Origin of the sequence: Hymenobacter telluris, assembly GCF_017313265.1 — a bacterium.
Taxonomy (GTDB): Bacteria; Bacteroidota; Bacteroidia; order Cytophagales; family Hymenobacteraceae; genus Hymenobacter; species Hymenobacter telluris.
Window position 1 is genome coordinate 46,613 of the sequence record NZ_JAFLQZ010000011.1, and the last position, 15,232, is coordinate 61,844.

A 15,232-nucleotide genomic window follows, 5' to 3' on the forward strand; every position below is an offset into this window, starting at 1 on the left:
TAAGCACCAAGCACTAGGCACGAAGCACTAAAATATGAAATCCTTTCTCACGCATATCAAAGACAAGTTCGGCGACGGTAACTACGAGGGCGACCAGTTCGGTGGGGCCGGCGGCCACGATGGTACGGGCTTGCCAACGGGCAACCCTGGCAACTTCATGTTTGCCACCGGCATCGAGTGCTCGTACCCCACCATAGCGGGCGGCACCATCCGGCGCGATTTGCTGGCCGAAACCGACCATTACAACCGCTACAAGGAAGACCTGGGCCTGGTAAAGGAAATGGGCCTGAAGGTGCTGCGCTACAACCTGCCGTACTACCTCATCCATAAAGCCCCTGGTAAGTTCGACTGGGAATTTGCCGACCTGGCCATGGCCGAAATCCAGCGCCTCGGCATCACTCCCATCCTGGATTTGATGCACTTCGGCGTGCCCGACTGGATTGGCAACTTTCAGAACCCCGAGCTGCCAGTGCACTTTGCCGAGTACTGCGGAGCCGTGGCCCGGCGCTATCCGTGGGTGCGGTTCTATACGCCTGTTAATGAGATATATGTAACGGCGCGGGCTTCGGCCAAAGACGGCATCTGGAACGAGCAGCTGAAAGACGACCGGGCCTTCATTACGGCCATGAAGCACATCACGGCGGCCAGCATCATGGGTACCCAGCAGATTGCCAAGTACCGCCCCGACTGCGTGATTGTGCAAAGCGAATCGGCGGAGTACATCCACGAGATGCGCGCCGTGGAGAGCGACGAAATCCGCCTGACCAACAAGCTCCGGTTCCTGTCGCTGGACTTGCTGTACGCCCACACCATCGACGCCGAAGTGCTGCTCTACTGCCTCGACAACGGCATGACCCGCGAGGAAGTGAAGTGGTTTATGGCCGGCGAACCACCGGGCTACCAGATTATGGGCAACGACTACTACGGCCGCAACGAGAAGATAATTAAGCCCGATGGCAGCTGGTGCGAAGCCGAGGACGTGCTGGGCTGGTACACCATGACCAAGCAGTATTACGAGCGGTACCGCAAGCCCGTGATGCACACCGAAACCAACACCTTCAAAGCCAAGGATGCCGAGTGCTGGCTCTGGAAGCAGTGGGTGAACGTGCAGCGCATCCGGCAGGACGGGGTGCCGGTGGTGGGCTTCACCTGGTATTCCCTGCTCGACCAGCTCGACTGGGACATCAGCCTCGCCGAGAAGCGCCTCACCGTCAATGCCTGCGGCCTCTACGACCTGGACCGCAAAATCCGGCCGGTGGGGGAGAGCTACAAAATGCTGATTCGGGAGTTCGGCCAAATCACCGTCATGCCCCACGGCGAGATTTTCGAATTCACCACCCGGCCTTCCACGCTGAAAGTGGAGAAATAAGCAACAGCCGGCGGTGCCTTCTCGGAAGGCACTTCCGGCTGTTGTTCTATTTTATATAGCCAGAAGTACAAATATTCGCGGCGAATTATGTAGGTTGAAGCAGTCTTCATCTATCGTATTCGCCATGAAATCAACTAGACTACTTCAGCTTGGTTGGGGCCTGCCGCTGCTTCTGCTGGGTTTGAGTGCGTGCAGCCCCAAAACCAGCACCGCCATTACCGCGCCTGCCGGGGCCGCCACCACGGCGCCCGTTCCCGCCGAAGCAGTTCCGGCAGTAGCGGGTTTTCAGGTGCCGGTGGAGTACTACACGCTGCCCAACGGCCTGAAAGTGGTGCTTTCGCCCGACCATACGGCCCCCACGGCCACAGTGGCGGCGTACTACAACATCGGGTTCCGAAACGAGCCCAAAGACCGGACCGGCTTCGCGCATCTGTTTGAGCATCTGATGTTTCAGGGCTCCCAGAACTTGGGCAAGATGGAGTTTATCCAGCTGATTCAGAAGAACGGCGGGGTGCTGAACGGCTCTACCCGCTTCGACTTCACCAACTATTTCGAGGTGGTGCCGTCGCACAAGCTGGAAACCATGCTGTGGGCCGAAGCCGACCGGATGCGCGGCCTCGCCATCACGCAGGCCAACCTCACCAACCAGCAGGGCGTGGTGAAAAACGAGGTGCGCGTGAACGTGCTGAACGCGCCCTACGGTGGTTTTCCGTGGCTGGACATGCCCCAGAAAGCCAACAAGAACTGGAACAACGCGCATAACTTCTACGGCGACCTGAAAGACCTTGACGCTGCCACTTTGGAAGACGCGCAGGCGTTTTTCAAAACCTACTACGCCCCCAACAACGCCGTGCTGGCTGTAGTCGGCGACTTCGAGCCGGCCGAAGCTAAAGCTTGGGTAACCAAGTACTTCGCGGCCATTCCCAGCTCCCCGCAGCCCCCCAAGCCCGACCTCACGGAGCCGCGCCAGGAGCAGGAGCAGCGCTTCACCAAAGACGACAAGCTGGCCACCAAGCCCGCCCTGGCCTTTGCCTACCACATGCCCGAGCGCAACTCGCCCGAGTACTACGCCCTCATCCTGCTCGACCAGATTTTGCTGCAAGGCAAAGACAGCCGCTTATACCAAGCCATGGTGCAGAAGCGCGGCTACTCCGACAACGTAAGCGGCGGCATCAACTACCTCGGCAACGCCTTCAACTACGCCGGCCCCATGCTCTGGATGGGCGACCTGACCTACGACCAAAACGTGAAGGCTGATTCGGTGGTGAGCATTTTAGACCAGGAAATCAACCGCTTAGGCAAAGGTGGCGTCAGTCAGGCCACGCTGGATTTGGCGGTGGTGAAGCTGCGTTCCAGCCTCTACGACCAACTCAGCGGCTCCGACAATTTCGGCCGCGCCGATATGCTGGCGGCCTTCGCGCTGTTCGACAACAACCCCGGCCGCATCAACACGCTGGAAGCGGAATTCAAGAAAGTAACGCCGGCGCTGATGCAGAAAACCATTCAGGAATACCTGCGGCCCACCAATCGTACCTTGCTCATCGTCAACCCGATGGCCAAGAGCTAACGGCCGTATTCTGTTTTGCTAGTTGTATTCACCTCCTGACGCTGAACCCTATGAAACCGCTATATCTTACGCTGCTAGGTGCCGCCTTGGCCGTTGCCAGCGCGCCAACTGTTTCGGCCCAAACAAAGCCCGCAAAACCTGCTGCCAAGCCCGCTGCCGCCCAAGCCGCTGCCCCGGCCGCGCCGAAGGAAGCCCCGCCCGTTGGCAGTACGCCCCGTGATTTTGCCTTGCCCGCCAAGGAAGAATTTGTGTTGCCGAACGGCTTGAAAGCCAAGTTGGTGCCTTATGGTCAAGTGCCCAAGGTAACGATGATGGTCGCCATTCAGGCCGGCAACGTGCACGAAGCCGCCGACCAAGTAGGCGTTGCCGACTTGTTGGGCAAGCTGATGAACGAAGGCACTACCACTTTCAACGCCACCCAACTGGCGGATAAAGTTGCCCGCATGGGCGGCTCCCTGAACATTTCGGTGGGCCAGGACCAGACCATGGTATGGGCTTCTTGCCTCTCCGAATATGCGCCGGAACTGGCGGCGTTGCTGGCTGAGGTGGTGCTGCGTCCCGCGTTGCCGGCCGCGGAGTTGCCGCGCATCAAAACCGACTTCAAGCGGCAGATGAACCTAGCCCGCGCCCAACCCGGCACCCAGGCCCGCCAAAAATTCTCGGCCTCGCTCTACGGCAACCACCCCTACGGCCGGCCCCTGCCCACCGATGCTGCCATTGATGCCCTCACGCTGGAGCAAGTGAAGGCGTTCTACCAGAGCCAGTACGGCGCCAAGCGCACCAGCGTGTACGTGGCCGGCAAGTTCAACGCGCCCGTTCTGCGCGAGGCCATTACCAAAGCCTGGAGCGAGTGGGCACCCGGCCCCGAGCCCCGCATCGAAGTAGCCAAAGCCCAGTTCCGGCCCGATGTCATGACCCTCGACCGGCCCAGCGCCCCGCAGTCCACCATCGTCATCGGCATGCCCGTCGTGGACCCTAGCCACCCCGATTATATGCGTCTGCGCGTTACCAACTCGTTGCTGGGCGGTTCGTTCGGCTCGCGCATCACGCGCAACATTCGGGAGGATAAAGGTTACACGTATTCGCCATACAGTTACGTGGAAACGCACTACCGTGCCGGCAACTGGAGCCAGAACGCCGACGTGACCACCCAGGAAACCGGCAATTCGCTCAAGGAAATCGTGTACGAAATCGAGCGGCTGCAAAAAGAAGCTCCTTCGGCCGAAGAGCTGAAAGGCATCCAGAACTACGAGTCGGGCTTGTTTGTGCTGCGCAATTCCACGCCGGGCGGCATCATCAACCAGCTCAACACCCTGGACCTTCATGGCCTCCCCGACAGCTACCTCACCGAGCAGGTGAAAAACATCAACGCCGTTACGCCGCAGCAGGTGAGCGAAACCGCCCGCAAATACGTCCGCCCCGAAGCCATGACGGTAGTAGTAGTCGGCGACAAAAAAATCATCGACCCCCAAATCAAGAAGTTCAAGGAATCCAGGAAGAAGGCGCTGTAGCGCTAAAAACTAGTTCCCCTCCTCAGATGAGGAGGGGCTAGGGGTGGTTGACTCATCGTTGAACGACTAACTAGTTTTAGTTTCTAGCTCTAGCTGTTCAACCACCCCTAACCCCTCCTCATCTGAGGAGGGGAACTAGTTTTTAGTAATAAGAAAGGCCGCTCCGGATTTCCGGGGCGGCCTTTCTTATCGGATAAGCTGCTGAACCTAAGCGGTTACGGCGGCCGTGTTATGCTCCATTGGCATTTCGGCATCTACGCCGAGGCCTTTGGCAATGGCCATACCCAGGCGCACATCGGCGCGGAACCAGTGGCACAATTGGCGCTGGGTGATGAGGTCTTTCTTGGGGCCTTCGATGCCGCTCATGGCGCCTACTACGTTGTTGATGAGGTTCTGCTGGGCCTGCTTGTCCAGCAAGCGGAACAGGTTGCCGGCCTGGGTGTAGTGGTCGTCGTTGCCGGGGCCTTCGTTCCGGTCGTAGCGGGCGGCAAAACCGTCCAGCTCCTGGGCGGGTTCCCCCTGGGTTTTGTCTTCCACGGGGCCGTCGAACGAGTTGGGGAAGTAGTTTGGGCCGGGGCCACCGTTGGCGCCAAGGGCCATCAGGCCGTCGCGCTGGTAGTTGCTGAAGCCGAAGGGACAGGCGTTTACGGGCAGGTGCTCGTAGTTCACGCCGAGGCGGTAGCGCTGGGCATCAGGATAGCTCAGGATGCGGCCTTGCAGCATTTTGTCGGGCGAGTAGCCGATGCCGTCCACCACGTGAGCGGGCGCAAAAGCCGCTTGCTCTACGTGGGCGTGGTAGTTTTCGGGCACCGCGTTCAGCTCCATTACGCCTACCTCTTGCAGCGGAAACTCGCCCTGGGGCCACACCTTGGTAAGGTCGAAGGGGTTCCAGCGGAAGTCGCGGGCCTGCTCCTCAGTCATGGTCTGGATGAACATCGTCCAGCGCGGGAAGTTACCGTTGTCGATGGCGTCCACCAGGTCGTGCTGCGCGAAGTCGGCGTCCTCGGCCTTCATCAGGCGGGCTTCCTCGTCGGAGAAGTTCTTCACGCCCTGCTGGGTGCGGAAGTGAAACTTCACCCAGGTCCGCTCGTTGGCGGCGTTGATGAGGGAGAACGTGTGCGAGCCGTACCCGTGCATGTGACGGTAGCCGTAGGGCGTGCCGCGGTCCGACATCAGGATGGTTACCTGGTGCAGGCTTTCGGGGTTCAGGCTCCAGTAGTCCCACATCATCGTGGGGCTCTTGCGGTTGCTGCGGGCCTCGCGCTTCTGGGTGTGGATGAAGTCCATGAACTTGATGGGGTCCTTAACGAAGAACACCGGCGTGTTGTTGCCCACCAAGTCCCAGTTGCCATCCTCGGTGTAGAACTTCAACGCAAAGCCGCGCGGGTCCCGCTCGGTATCGGCCGAGCCTTTCTCGCCGCCCACGGTGCTGAAGCGGGTGAACAGCTTGCACTCGTTACCGATTTTGCTGAACAGCTTGGCGCGGGTCAGGTGGGTGATGTCGTGGGTGACGGTGAACTTACCGTAGGCACCGCTGCCTTTGGCGTGCACCACGCGCTCCGGAATCCGCTCCCGGTTGAAATGGGCCGACTTCTCGTGGAAGAAATAGTCTTGCAGCAACAGCGGACCGCGGGCCCCAGCCGACTGCGTATTCTGGTTGTCGAAAATCGGGCGACCTGAAGCGGTGGTCAGCTTCTTGGGTTGAGTTGATTCTTCCATGAGGCGGAAAGGAAATGATAGGAGTAAACAGCAATAAACGCCCTGGCGGCGTACTGAGCGGATGCAAAGGTTGCGCTTGCAGATCTATAAACAAAATCGATTGTTTTTATATTGCTATAGCCGGTATCTATATTTGCGGCATGACCATCCAGCAACTTGAGTACCTGGTAGCCCTCGATACGCACCGCCAATTCGTGCTGGCCGCCGAGAAGTGCCACGTCACGCAGCCCACCCTCAGCATGCAGCTGCAAAAGCTGGAAGAGGAGCTGGGCGTGCTACTCTTCGACCGCACCAACAAAGGCGTGCAGCCCACGGTAATAGGAGCCAAGGTAGTGCAGCAAGCCCGGCAGGTACTCCGCGAAATGCAGCAGCTGCGCGAAGTAGTACAGCTGGAAAAAGGCGAGCTGGTGGGCGAGTTGCGGCTCGGCATTATCCCAACGCTGGCACCGTATCTGGTGCCGCTGTTTTTGGTGGAGCTGGTGGAGCAGCACCCGCAGCTTCGGGTGCAGGTAGAGGAGTTGCAGTCGGCGCAGATACTACCGCGCCTCAAAGACCACACCTTGGACATCGGCCTGCTGGTAACGCCCCTCGACGACCGGCAGCTGCGCGAAATTACGGTACTGGAAGAACCTTTCCTGGGCTACATATCGGCCAATCATGCGCTGTACCAGCAGGCTACCATCGAGCCGCAGGACATGGGCGCGCCGGGACTGTGGCTGTTGCAGCAGGGCCACTGCTTCCGCCACCAGGTGCTCAACATCTGCGCCCCGGCCCCCGTGGATACCACCCGGCCCTTCACCTACGAGAGCGGCTCGATAGAAACCCTGAAAGAGCTGGTGCGCCACAACCACGGCTACACGCTGGTGCCCGAACTATCGGTATTGCAGGAGTTAGACAATCCCATGGTGAAGCGCTTTGCTGTGCCCGAGCCGGTGCGAGAAATCAGCTTGGTGGTACACCAGGGATTCGTGCGGCTGCCGCTACTGGCCTCCCTGCGCGACATCATTGTGGGCAAGGTGCCGGAGCGACTGCGGGCCGGTAAGGCCAGCCAGAAAATCAGGTGGAAATAGCACCGAACGGGTAGATTATAGGCAGGTGTTTTGTACAACAGCTGCATTGTTCTTTGCAAAGTGCCAATGGTTAGCAGAATTCAGGTATATTGAAGTTCTTCGCGGACAACGGCTACTTAATAGCCTGCGTACTGACGGATAATCTTTTAGACCACCTGCCACCCCAGCCAGGTTTTCTCGTTTTCAGGATTTTTTGCACATTTCCCTTTTCTCCACCTTTCCTTTTTACTGCATGAACGCAACTTTTTACTCACCCACATCTTGGCTATCCACTCGGCTCCGGTCGAGACTAGCCACCTTAGCGGCTGGCTTGCTGCTGGCTCCGGCTGCTTGGGCCCAAATTGAAGTGCCAGCCGGCAATCCTACTGGTACTGGCAGCACCTTAGCGCGCAAACCACTAGCCACCTACTATGGCTATGAGCGTAGTGCCATGATTTATACGGCCGCCGAAATCGGAACCAGCGGCAGTATTACGAATGTGGGGTTCTATGTCAATTCTGTAAGTACCCCGGGGGCAGCACCTACCAAGATTTACCTGAAAACGGTTGCTAACGCCACTTTTGCCGCCGCCACAACAGTTGCGGCTGAAGAAACGGGAGCTACTCTGGTGTATGATAGCACTATTCCAGCTGCCTCGTTCACTGCAAACACGTGGGTAAGTGTGCCCTTGACTACCCCCTTCGCTTACAATGGCACTTCCAATCTGGAAGTAATTGTAGAAACCAACGCCACTGGTGCTGGCAACGAAGGCAGCGCGGCCAAAGCATTCCGTTATTCGGCTACTGGTAACAACCGTACCCAATTCTGGCAAGCCGATAACGCCGCCCCAACCACTGCGGGTGCGCTAAGCGTTTACCGGCCTAATATTCAGTTGACAGGTCTCACCGCGCTAACCTGTCCACCAGTAACGGCATTGACAGTTGGCACTATTACTACCACTACGGCCCAGCTCACATTCACGGGCGGTACTGGTAATACGGGGTACACTGTCATCTACACATCGGCAGCTGGTGTTTCTACTACTGTAACGCCTGCTCCTACTGCCTCACCAGTAGCTCTAACCGGCCTGACGCCTGGTACAACGTATAGCGTAACGGTTGCTGGTAACTGCACAGGCAGCACCACTTCCCAAGCCGTATCTACAGGATTCAGCACCTTAGCCGTTCCGCCAGCCAACGATGATTGCGCTACTGCCACAGCTTTGACGGTAGGAACTACTTGTACTCCTGTTACTACTACTAACGTAGGAGCATCTGCCTCTACTGGTGTTCCAGCGCCAAGCTCCACTACGGGTACTGGCTGCTTTGTAGCCAATACTCCAGTTAGCAATGACGTGTGGTATAGCATGGTAGTGCCAGCATCTGGCAACGTAACGGTTACTACTAGCGCCGTAACTGGCTCACCACTGAATGACACCGGATTAGTATTATATACTGGCACCTGTGGTTCTCTAACTGAAGTTGCATGTAGTGATGATGCTACGGCCACTAGTTTCTTCTCGAGTGCTACGGCAACTGGGCTTACCCCCGGTGCTACCATCTATGCGCGGGTGTGGAGCTTTGGCACCACGCCTACGGGGCAATTTGGTATCTGTGCCGCCGTACCGGCACCCGACGCCGCCGTACAGGCTATCTACGCGTTGGGCACCGTATCAACTACCTATGCTTCGCCAGTTGCCGTACAAGCCGTAATTACTAATACAGGTGCTCTGCCGGTAGCTAACCTGCCCGTGACCCTAACTGTGACTGGTGCAACTACTTTTACGGATGTGAAACTGGTGCCTACGCTGGCGGCAGGAGCTTCAGCCACTGTAACGTTTGCTACTTTCCCGGTTACGGCTGCTTCCGGTACCAACACACTGACCGTGACGATTCCAGCCGATGGATTGGCTTCCAACAACTCACGAACCTTTAGCCAGACTATAACGCCTGCTACGTTGAGCTACACGTCGGGCACTACATTCGAAACTGGTGGCGTAGGTGTAGCAGCAACCAACAGCGTTGTGGCCATCCGGTATCAGACGAGCGGACCTGCTTCGGTGCGCTCCGTTACGCCTAGCTTTGCTGCTGCCAGCGCCGGTGGTAGCTACCAAATTCAGATATACAGCGCAGGTGCTACCGCCCCTGGTACATTGTTGTATACTTCGCCTACGCAAACCCGCACAACTGCTGCTAGTTCACCCACTATCACGCTGCCAGGCGTTAACGTGAACGGTCCTTTCTACGTGGGTATTCTGAATCTGGGAACTACCAACTTGGCAATTGCTTATCAACTGGAAAACCCGTTGCGCCCAGGTACATTCCTGTATACCTCAACGGGTGGCACCACTTGGGTAGATATCAGCACCTCCACACTGAACTCACGGCTGGCGGTTGATGTAGCGTTGGGCGCGCCGCTGTCCAACAAGGATGCTATTGGCGCGGGCACGCTGAGCGTGTTCCCGAATCCGGCGCACCAGGACTTCACGCTGCGGCTGCCCGCCATTGCCGGTCAGCGTACCGCTCAGCTGACGCTGATTAACACGCTGGGCCAGCAGGTGCAGAGCCGCACCATCCAGCTCAGCGCCGCGGGTACCGACACGCAGATGGATGTCAGCAACCTGGCCAAAGGTATCTACACCCTACGCGTACAAACCGCCGACCAGGTAGCTACCAAGCAAATCAGCGTGGAATAACCTGCTGCCCGCAAAGCCAACAGCAAGTAGTTGGCTCTGACGCTTCATTGAAAAGCCCGGCTTCCACAGGAGGCCGGGCTTTTTATTTCAGCACGAATCACATGGATTGCGTATGCTGGCTAACCACTGACGCTGTGCAGGTGTCAGGCGGTATTCACCTATTGCTTTCTGTTATGTCATCAACTGCCAAGCCTGCTCCTGCTTCTCTCACCTTTGTGTGCCTGCACTACTGGGCCGGCTCTGGCCGAGAGTGGGAGGCGGTTAGCAAGCTGCTGGCTCCCGATTTTGCGGTGCTGGCGCCTGATTTGGGTGGCTTCGGTGAGGCTCCGGCCCCGGCTGGTGGCTATACCGTGGATGCTTACACCGACCAGCTGGCTGCTTACTTAGCCAATAAAAAGCTGGCGCGCTACGTGGTAGTGGGGCACAGCATGGGCGGCAAAATTGCGCTGGCGCTGGCCGCTAGGCAGCCCGCCGGGCTAGTAGGCGTAGCCCTGCTAAGTCCGTCGCCGCCCACGCCGGAGCCCATGACCGAGGACAACCGCCAGAGCAGCCTGCGGGCGTATGGTAACCCTGTGAAAGCACAAGAAACCATGCAGCACATTACGGCCCGCCCCCTAGCCAAAACCATCCAGCAGCAAATCACCCAGGATAATCTGCGCAGCACCAAAGCCGCCTGGGACGCCTGGTTGCTCCACGGGAGCCGCGAGAATATTACCAGCCGGCTCTGCCACATCCAAGTGCCGTGCACGGTGCTGGCCGGCGACCAAGATGCCGTCATGTCGCCATCAGTACACGGCCTCGAAACGCTGCCCCTGCTGCCCGAAGGCACCCCGCTGGAGATTATTGGCGGCGCAGGGCACCTGCTGCCTTACGAAGCCCCCGAGGAAGTGGCAGCTCTGCTGCACTCGTTTGGGCGGCAGCTGTGAAAGACCGTTTGCGAGGTAAAAACAAACGGCAAGCAGAAGCGGGTACAGCTATATTTTCAGCCTCCCCCCGGAAGTAAGGTGCGCCGTTGCAGCAACGGTGAGCGAACCTCTTCAGGCAACATGGCTACGGCAGTTGGCTGCTGCGTGGCGGTGGCATTGGCCGCATTACCTGGCCGCGACGCCGGAGCTGGCTGTCTTCGTAAGCTGGGCCAGCTGCCTCACGGTGCTGATTGAGCATCCGGCGTCAGTGAAACCAAGGCGGGTTGGTTGCTGGGCACGCTTAATTCTGGTGTATAGCATAGTAGAAACAACGTTTTCGGGCCTGAGCCCGGCCCGCAGTTTAGGTGCCGCCACGGTGGCTGGCAGCTACCACGGCTTGTGGCGTACTGGGTAGCCCCACCCGTGGCTGTGTGGCTGGCTACCGTGTTGTTCCGGTACTTCTACCACGGCGAGGACCTGGACCGCGCTGTACTGGCCGGCTGCGGCGCTGGTACCTCCTCCCCATATTCTCCCGACGAAGAACCCCCACAATATCCGGACAAGGGGCAAGCAAGAATGCAACTAACTACCTGAGGCGTTACGACAAAAAGAGAGGATACCGTTCAAGCCACGCAGGCCGAACAGCACCCTCCCTCTTGGTCGTGGTACACGGTTTCTTACTTAATCCAACGACCGGTCGCGGAACAGGACGAAGCCGATGTGCGCGAAAACGCCGAACTGGTGGTCGGGGTCGTCGTAGTGAATGAATTGCAACGAGGCCGGGCCCACCGGGGTCTGGTACACAAAGCCGGTCATGGCTGTGAGGTAGGGGCGGCTGACGGTGGCCCCGCGCTTAGCCAGTACCGGGTTGAAATCCTGCTGTTCCCAGGGCCGAAATAAGGCGTGGGCGTACACCTCACTGCGCCACTCCAACGAGCCGAGGATGGCCTTTATGTACCGCAACCCCACTGCCGCGTAAGCCGTGCCCCGATACCGGTCCAGAAACAGGGTGCGCGAATCGGGGAGGGGCAAAAACGCGGCCGCCGACGTCAACGACGAGCGGTAAGTGGCAAAGCGGCCCTGCGTGGTAGCTACGGCATCGAGGGTGTAGCCCCACGCGTGTACCCGGCGCCCCACAGAATCCACTTTGTGAAAGGTGAAGTACTGCTCGATATACAAACGGCTCTGAAGCCATTGGTGGTCTTTGGTACGGTCGGCTAAGCCATTGGCTGTCGAGCCGGCCTCGTAATCTTCCTCGGCCACCACCCCGCGCAACGAGAATTCTGCGCGGCGGCCGCTCACCGGGTATTGCCGGCGGTTCAGAGAGTTACGCTGAAACTGAATGGCGCCCGTTACGCCGGTTACGTTGTTCTGGTCCAGGCTGGCGTCGCTGCTGATTTCGTTGGTGTTGGCAAACCGGTCACGGTTCGTGAACAGGCCCCCACTCAGTACGTAGCGGCTGCGGTAGTTGGGGCTGTAGCCGATGGCCACGCTGGTTTTCAGGTCGCGCTGCTGGAGCTGGGTGTTTTGGGCGGTGCTGCCTAGCAGGCCCCCGGTGTCTTGGTAGTTGAAATTGTTGAACGTAATAGCCGGCTCTACATAAAAGGGGTGGTTGCCGGGAATGCTGATCCGGAAGGTGCCCTGCGCCCCGTTGTAAAACCGCCCAATGGTGGCGTTGCCTTTTATCGTGTACAGAAACCGGTTGAGGTAGCGGTAAGCTCCGCCCAGGTAAAAGTTGCTCATAGACCTCGACGACAGCAGCACGCCCAAATCGGTGGTTAGGTTGCTGTTCTGGCGCGCATCCAGGTTCAGCGTGTAGCCTTGCAGCTTGCTGTCGTAGCGGACGCGCGGGTACACGTTGTTGAAGAAGTCGTTGTTTACGAGGCGGTAGTATCCCTCTTCTATGTCGCCGGGTGAGTAGCTGGAGCCGGTTTTCTGGAAGAAGCGCCGCACAAATTCCTGCTGTTGCGCCGGTACGCCCTGCACGGTTATCTGCTTGAATTCCGGCTTGGGAGCCCGCTCCTGGAAAGCCCGCCGGCGCTGCTGCAACGCCAGCGTGTCCTCGCGCCGCGGAATCCGGGTCAGGAGTTGGTCTAGCTTTTTCTCGGTGGCCTGGGTGCCCAATACCACCAGCTGCTTTACCTTGTTGAAGTCGGCCGCCGTGAATTCGTCGATTTTTGGCTGGATGAAAATGCCATTTGGGCCTACCGAGGTAGTATCGGCCCCGTTGAAGCCCACAAACAGCAGCGTATTCGCCAGCAGGGCATCATCCTTTTCTTTGGGGTATTTATTGAAGGCCACGTCACCCACGTTCACCCCAATAATAATATCGGGCTTGAACTCTTGCCGCATCACGCCGGTCGGGAAGTTGTCAACCACTGCCCCATCAAACAGGTAGCGGCCATCGGGCTGCCGGATAGGGCGGAAGGCCAGCGGGAAAGCCATGGAGTTGCGCACCGCATCGGCCAACGACCCATCCCGCTGCACCACTCGCTGCCGCGTGAATACTTCGGAGGCCACGCTGCGGTAAGGCACCATCAGCTTGTTGAAATCGTAGCCGGATATAGCGCCGGCTGGGGCCAGCATGGTGGATAGCACGTAGTTGAGCGTCACGTCGTCTACCAGCTTGGGCGTTACGCGGGCCTTCAGCGTCGAGTCGATGGCTAAGCGCAGGTGCAGGGCAGCGGGGTTGTAGTCGCCGTCGTAATAGTTATACACCTTGCCTTCCAGCGGCTCGCCCGACACCCAATTCTGGAAATCTGGCTTGAGCACAATTTCTTCGATTTCGGCCGGCGAATACCCGGCAGCGTACATGGCGCCCACAATAGCGCCCATGCTCGTGCCCACTATGTAGTCGATGGGAATCCGGTTTTTCTCCAGCACCTTGAGCACGCCCACGTGGGCCAGGCCCTTGGCGCCGCCACCACTAAGCACTAGGCCAACCTTCTGAGCGAAAGCAACTTGGCTACCCCACAGGAATGCGAGCAGCAAGGCGAGAAATGGGTAATATTTACGCATACATAAAGCACAAAGAGTAAGCCCCGCCTTGGGGCAGCGCGTTTCGTACGCAATGCCCGGCAGCAAGTTGCACTATCAAGAGGTAGTGAAAACGAATTTAGAAATAGCAGTACGAAGAAGGCTCGCGCCGCCGCCGTTGCAGTTGTGCCGGCTGGCGAATATATCGTCTTCGCAATGCAATTTGGCTTTGCGTTTTTCCGGCCTGTTGTGCAAGGTCTGCAAGTTACGGAGCCAGCCAGTTGCCCAGCGGCCCCGGTAAATTGCGCAACACCGTAAAGAGTATACTAGCTGCTACCACGCTCCAACCAAACCACGCACGGTACAGCACCGAACTACGGCGCGGGATACCACCAATCCGGCCGCGCACTTCTTCCACAGCACCCAATAGTAGCACCGGCGCGAAAAGTGCGGCCAGGAGGTTGAAACTGACGGCCTGCTCTATTTCACCATGCAGCAAGGCGTGTAAAGCCCGCTGGGTGCCACAGCCGGGGCAGTGCAGCCCCGTGAGCCAGTGCACCGGGCAGCGCGGAAACGGATACTGCGCCGGGTCGAGGCGGAAATACAGTGCCGCCAGCGCCAACCCTGCCACCAGCCCGCCACCTATCAGGCCCGCTGTAACTGGCTTAGTGAAAAACAAGCGGCGGCTACCTATCAACGAATCCACTCAAAAGAGCGCCGCCCAGCCCCATCATTATAGCAATAGCAATCGGGATAGCCACTTGCAGTATGGCTCCTATCAACCCGTATTTCACCCATTTGCCAGCGTTTTGGGAGGCTTCCTGTGCCCCGGCATAATCACCCACCGCCAGCCGCGAATTCACGTTGGCTGAGTTGATGATGGCCACAATGCCAAAGGGTAGGCAGCAGAAGATGGTCACCAAAATAGCTTCGACCAGCCAGTTCTTGGGTGGGAGCCCACCAGCCGGCGGCATGCCACCGGGGGATACGTACGCTTGTTCCATGCTGCTTGCGGATAGTTGGGTATATATAGTGAAAAGTAAAGATTCCTGTGGCAATACTCAAGTTCCGCCCCCAGTCCGTGCCAGTCTGCCAAGCTCAACAGCATGTTTTTGGTGCGCTTCAAACAACCAATTTCTGCCGCATTACGCGAGAAGCATACGGTAACTGCTCTGTCATTGGGTTGCAGCAAAATTATTGTTCAGCTACGGGGTAGACAGTGGTCTTGGCAAGGAAGGTGGAGCGAAAAATTATTCGATGTTATTGCACTTTGCTATTAAAAGATTTAAACCAGAATAGGTATGTAAAACAGAGGCATTAGATACGTTTGGAAATGCATTATATTGTACCGGCTTGAAATAAAGGCCATGTTTAGCCAAGGGTAAGTGGCGGTGCTGTATGGTTTTGTAATGCGGTTCGGTTGATTGATTCTTGGACTTTT

The 15,232-nt window shown here is 58.0% G+C and carries 11 protein-coding genes; 7 read left to right on the plus strand and 4 right to left on the minus strand.

Annotation, left to right across the window (positions count from 1 at the left end):
* Positions 1 to 34 precede the first annotated feature (34 nt).
* The 3 genes from J0X19_RS15725 (at position 35) to J0X19_RS15735 (ending at position 4,447) form a co-directional block, all read left to right on the plus strand.
* The gene (locus J0X19_RS15725) at positions 35 to 1,369 is read left to right on the plus strand and encodes a family 1 glycosylhydrolase (protein WP_206985342.1); all 1,335 of its coding nucleotides are present in this window, start codon (positions 35 to 37) and stop codon (positions 1,367 to 1,369) included.
* Positions 1,370 to 1,493: 124 nt separating this feature from the next.
* Complete coding sequence (locus J0X19_RS15730) at positions 1,494 to 2,936, plus strand: M16 family metallopeptidase (protein ID WP_206985343.1); 1,443 nt, start codon at positions 1,494 to 1,496, stop codon at positions 2,934 to 2,936.
* A gap of 50 nt (positions 2,937 to 2,986) precedes the next feature.
* A complete protein-coding gene (locus tag J0X19_RS15735; protein WP_206985345.1) occupies positions 2,987 to 4,447 on the plus strand; it encodes a M16 family metallopeptidase in 1,461 nt (486 codons plus the stop codon).
* Between the two features lie 207 nt (positions 4,448 to 4,654).
* Here the strand turns inward: J0X19_RS15735 and J0X19_RS15740 are convergent, their stop codons facing one another.
* Positions 4,655 to 6,166 carry a catalase gene (locus tag J0X19_RS15740; RefSeq protein ID WP_206985348.1) on the minus strand — a complete coding sequence of 504 codons (1,512 nt, stop codon included), beginning with the start codon at positions 6,164 to 6,166 and terminating at the stop codon, positions 4,655 to 4,657.
* Positions 6,167 to 6,306: 140 nt separating this feature from the next.
* Here J0X19_RS15740 and J0X19_RS15745 point away from each other — a divergent pair, with 140 nt between their 5' ends.
* The 4 genes from J0X19_RS15745 to J0X19_RS15760 all read left to right on the plus strand — a co-directional run bounded on the left by J0X19_RS15745 (position 6,307) and on the right by J0X19_RS15760 (position 11,409).
* The gene (locus J0X19_RS15745) at positions 6,307 to 7,236 is read left to right on the plus strand and encodes a LysR substrate-binding domain-containing protein (protein WP_206985350.1); all 930 of its coding nucleotides are present in this window, start codon (positions 6,307 to 6,309) and stop codon (positions 7,234 to 7,236) included.
* 232 nt (positions 7,237 to 7,468) lie between these two features.
* Positions 7,469 to 9,910, plus strand: a complete 2,442-nt coding sequence (locus J0X19_RS15750) for a T9SS type A sorting domain-containing protein (protein ID WP_206985351.1) — start codon at positions 7,469 to 7,471, stop codon at positions 9,908 to 9,910.
* Positions 9,911 to 10,083: 173 nt separating this feature from the next.
* Positions 10,084 to 10,836 carry an alpha/beta fold hydrolase gene (locus J0X19_RS15755; RefSeq protein WP_206985352.1) on the plus strand — a complete coding sequence of 251 codons (753 nt, stop codon included), beginning with the start codon at positions 10,084 to 10,086 and terminating at the stop codon, positions 10,834 to 10,836.
* Between the two features lie 378 nt (positions 10,837 to 11,214).
* Positions 11,215 to 11,409: a hypothetical protein gene (locus tag J0X19_RS15760; protein ID WP_206985353.1), complete on the plus strand. Its 195-nt coding sequence runs from the start codon at positions 11,215 to 11,217 to the stop codon at positions 11,407 to 11,409.
* A gap of 87 nt (positions 11,410 to 11,496) precedes the next feature.
* On the opposite strand, the gene J0X19_RS15765 is transcribed toward J0X19_RS15760, so the two are convergent.
* From J0X19_RS15765 to J0X19_RS15775, 3 genes are all read right to left on the minus strand, one after another.
* The gene (locus J0X19_RS15765) at positions 11,497 to 13,806 is read right to left on the minus strand and encodes a patatin-like phospholipase family protein (protein WP_206985354.1); all 2,310 of its coding nucleotides are present in this window, start codon (positions 13,804 to 13,806) and stop codon (positions 11,497 to 11,499) included.
* 250 nt (positions 13,807 to 14,056) lie between these two features.
* Positions 14,057 to 14,470: a DUF2752 domain-containing protein gene (locus J0X19_RS15770; RefSeq protein WP_206985355.1), complete on the minus strand. Its 414-nt coding sequence runs from the start codon at positions 14,468 to 14,470 to the stop codon at positions 14,057 to 14,059.
* A gap of 7 nt (positions 14,471 to 14,477) precedes the next feature.
* Positions 14,478 to 14,795 (minus strand): CD225/dispanin family protein, encoded by a 318-nt coding sequence (locus J0X19_RS15775; protein WP_206985356.1) that lies wholly within the window; start codon positions 14,793 to 14,795, stop codon positions 14,478 to 14,480.
* Between the last annotated feature and the right edge of the window lie 437 nt (positions 14,796 to 15,232).

What these genes read in the sequence shown, in the direction of transcription:
- J0X19_RS15725 (WP_206985342.1), top strand. Translation starts at nt 35, where the DNA reads ATGAAATCCTTTCTCACGCATATCAAAGACAAGTTCGGCGACGGTAAC.
- J0X19_RS15730 (WP_206985343.1), top strand. Translation starts at nt 1,494, where the DNA reads ATGAAATCAACTAGACTACTTCAGCTTGGTTGGGGCCTGCCGCTGCTT.
- J0X19_RS15735 (WP_206985345.1), top strand. Translation starts at nt 2,987, where the DNA reads ATGAAACCGCTATATCTTACGCTGCTAGGTGCCGCCTTGGCCGTTGCC.
- J0X19_RS15740 (WP_206985348.1), bottom strand. Translation starts at nt 6,166, where the DNA reads ATGGAAGAATCAACTCAACCCAAGAAGCTGACCACCGCTTCAGGTCGC.
- J0X19_RS15745 (WP_206985350.1), top strand. Translation starts at nt 6,307, where the DNA reads ATGACCATCCAGCAACTTGAGTACCTGGTAGCCCTCGATACGCACCGC.
- J0X19_RS15750 (WP_206985351.1), top strand. Translation starts at nt 7,469, where the DNA reads ATGAACGCAACTTTTTACTCACCCACATCTTGGCTATCCACTCGGCTC.
- J0X19_RS15755 (WP_206985352.1), top strand. Translation starts at nt 10,084, where the DNA reads ATGTCATCAACTGCCAAGCCTGCTCCTGCTTCTCTCACCTTTGTGTGC.
- J0X19_RS15775 (WP_206985356.1), bottom strand. Translation starts at nt 14,795, where the DNA reads ATGGAACAAGCGTACGTATCCCCCGGTGGCATGCCGCCGGCTGGTGGG.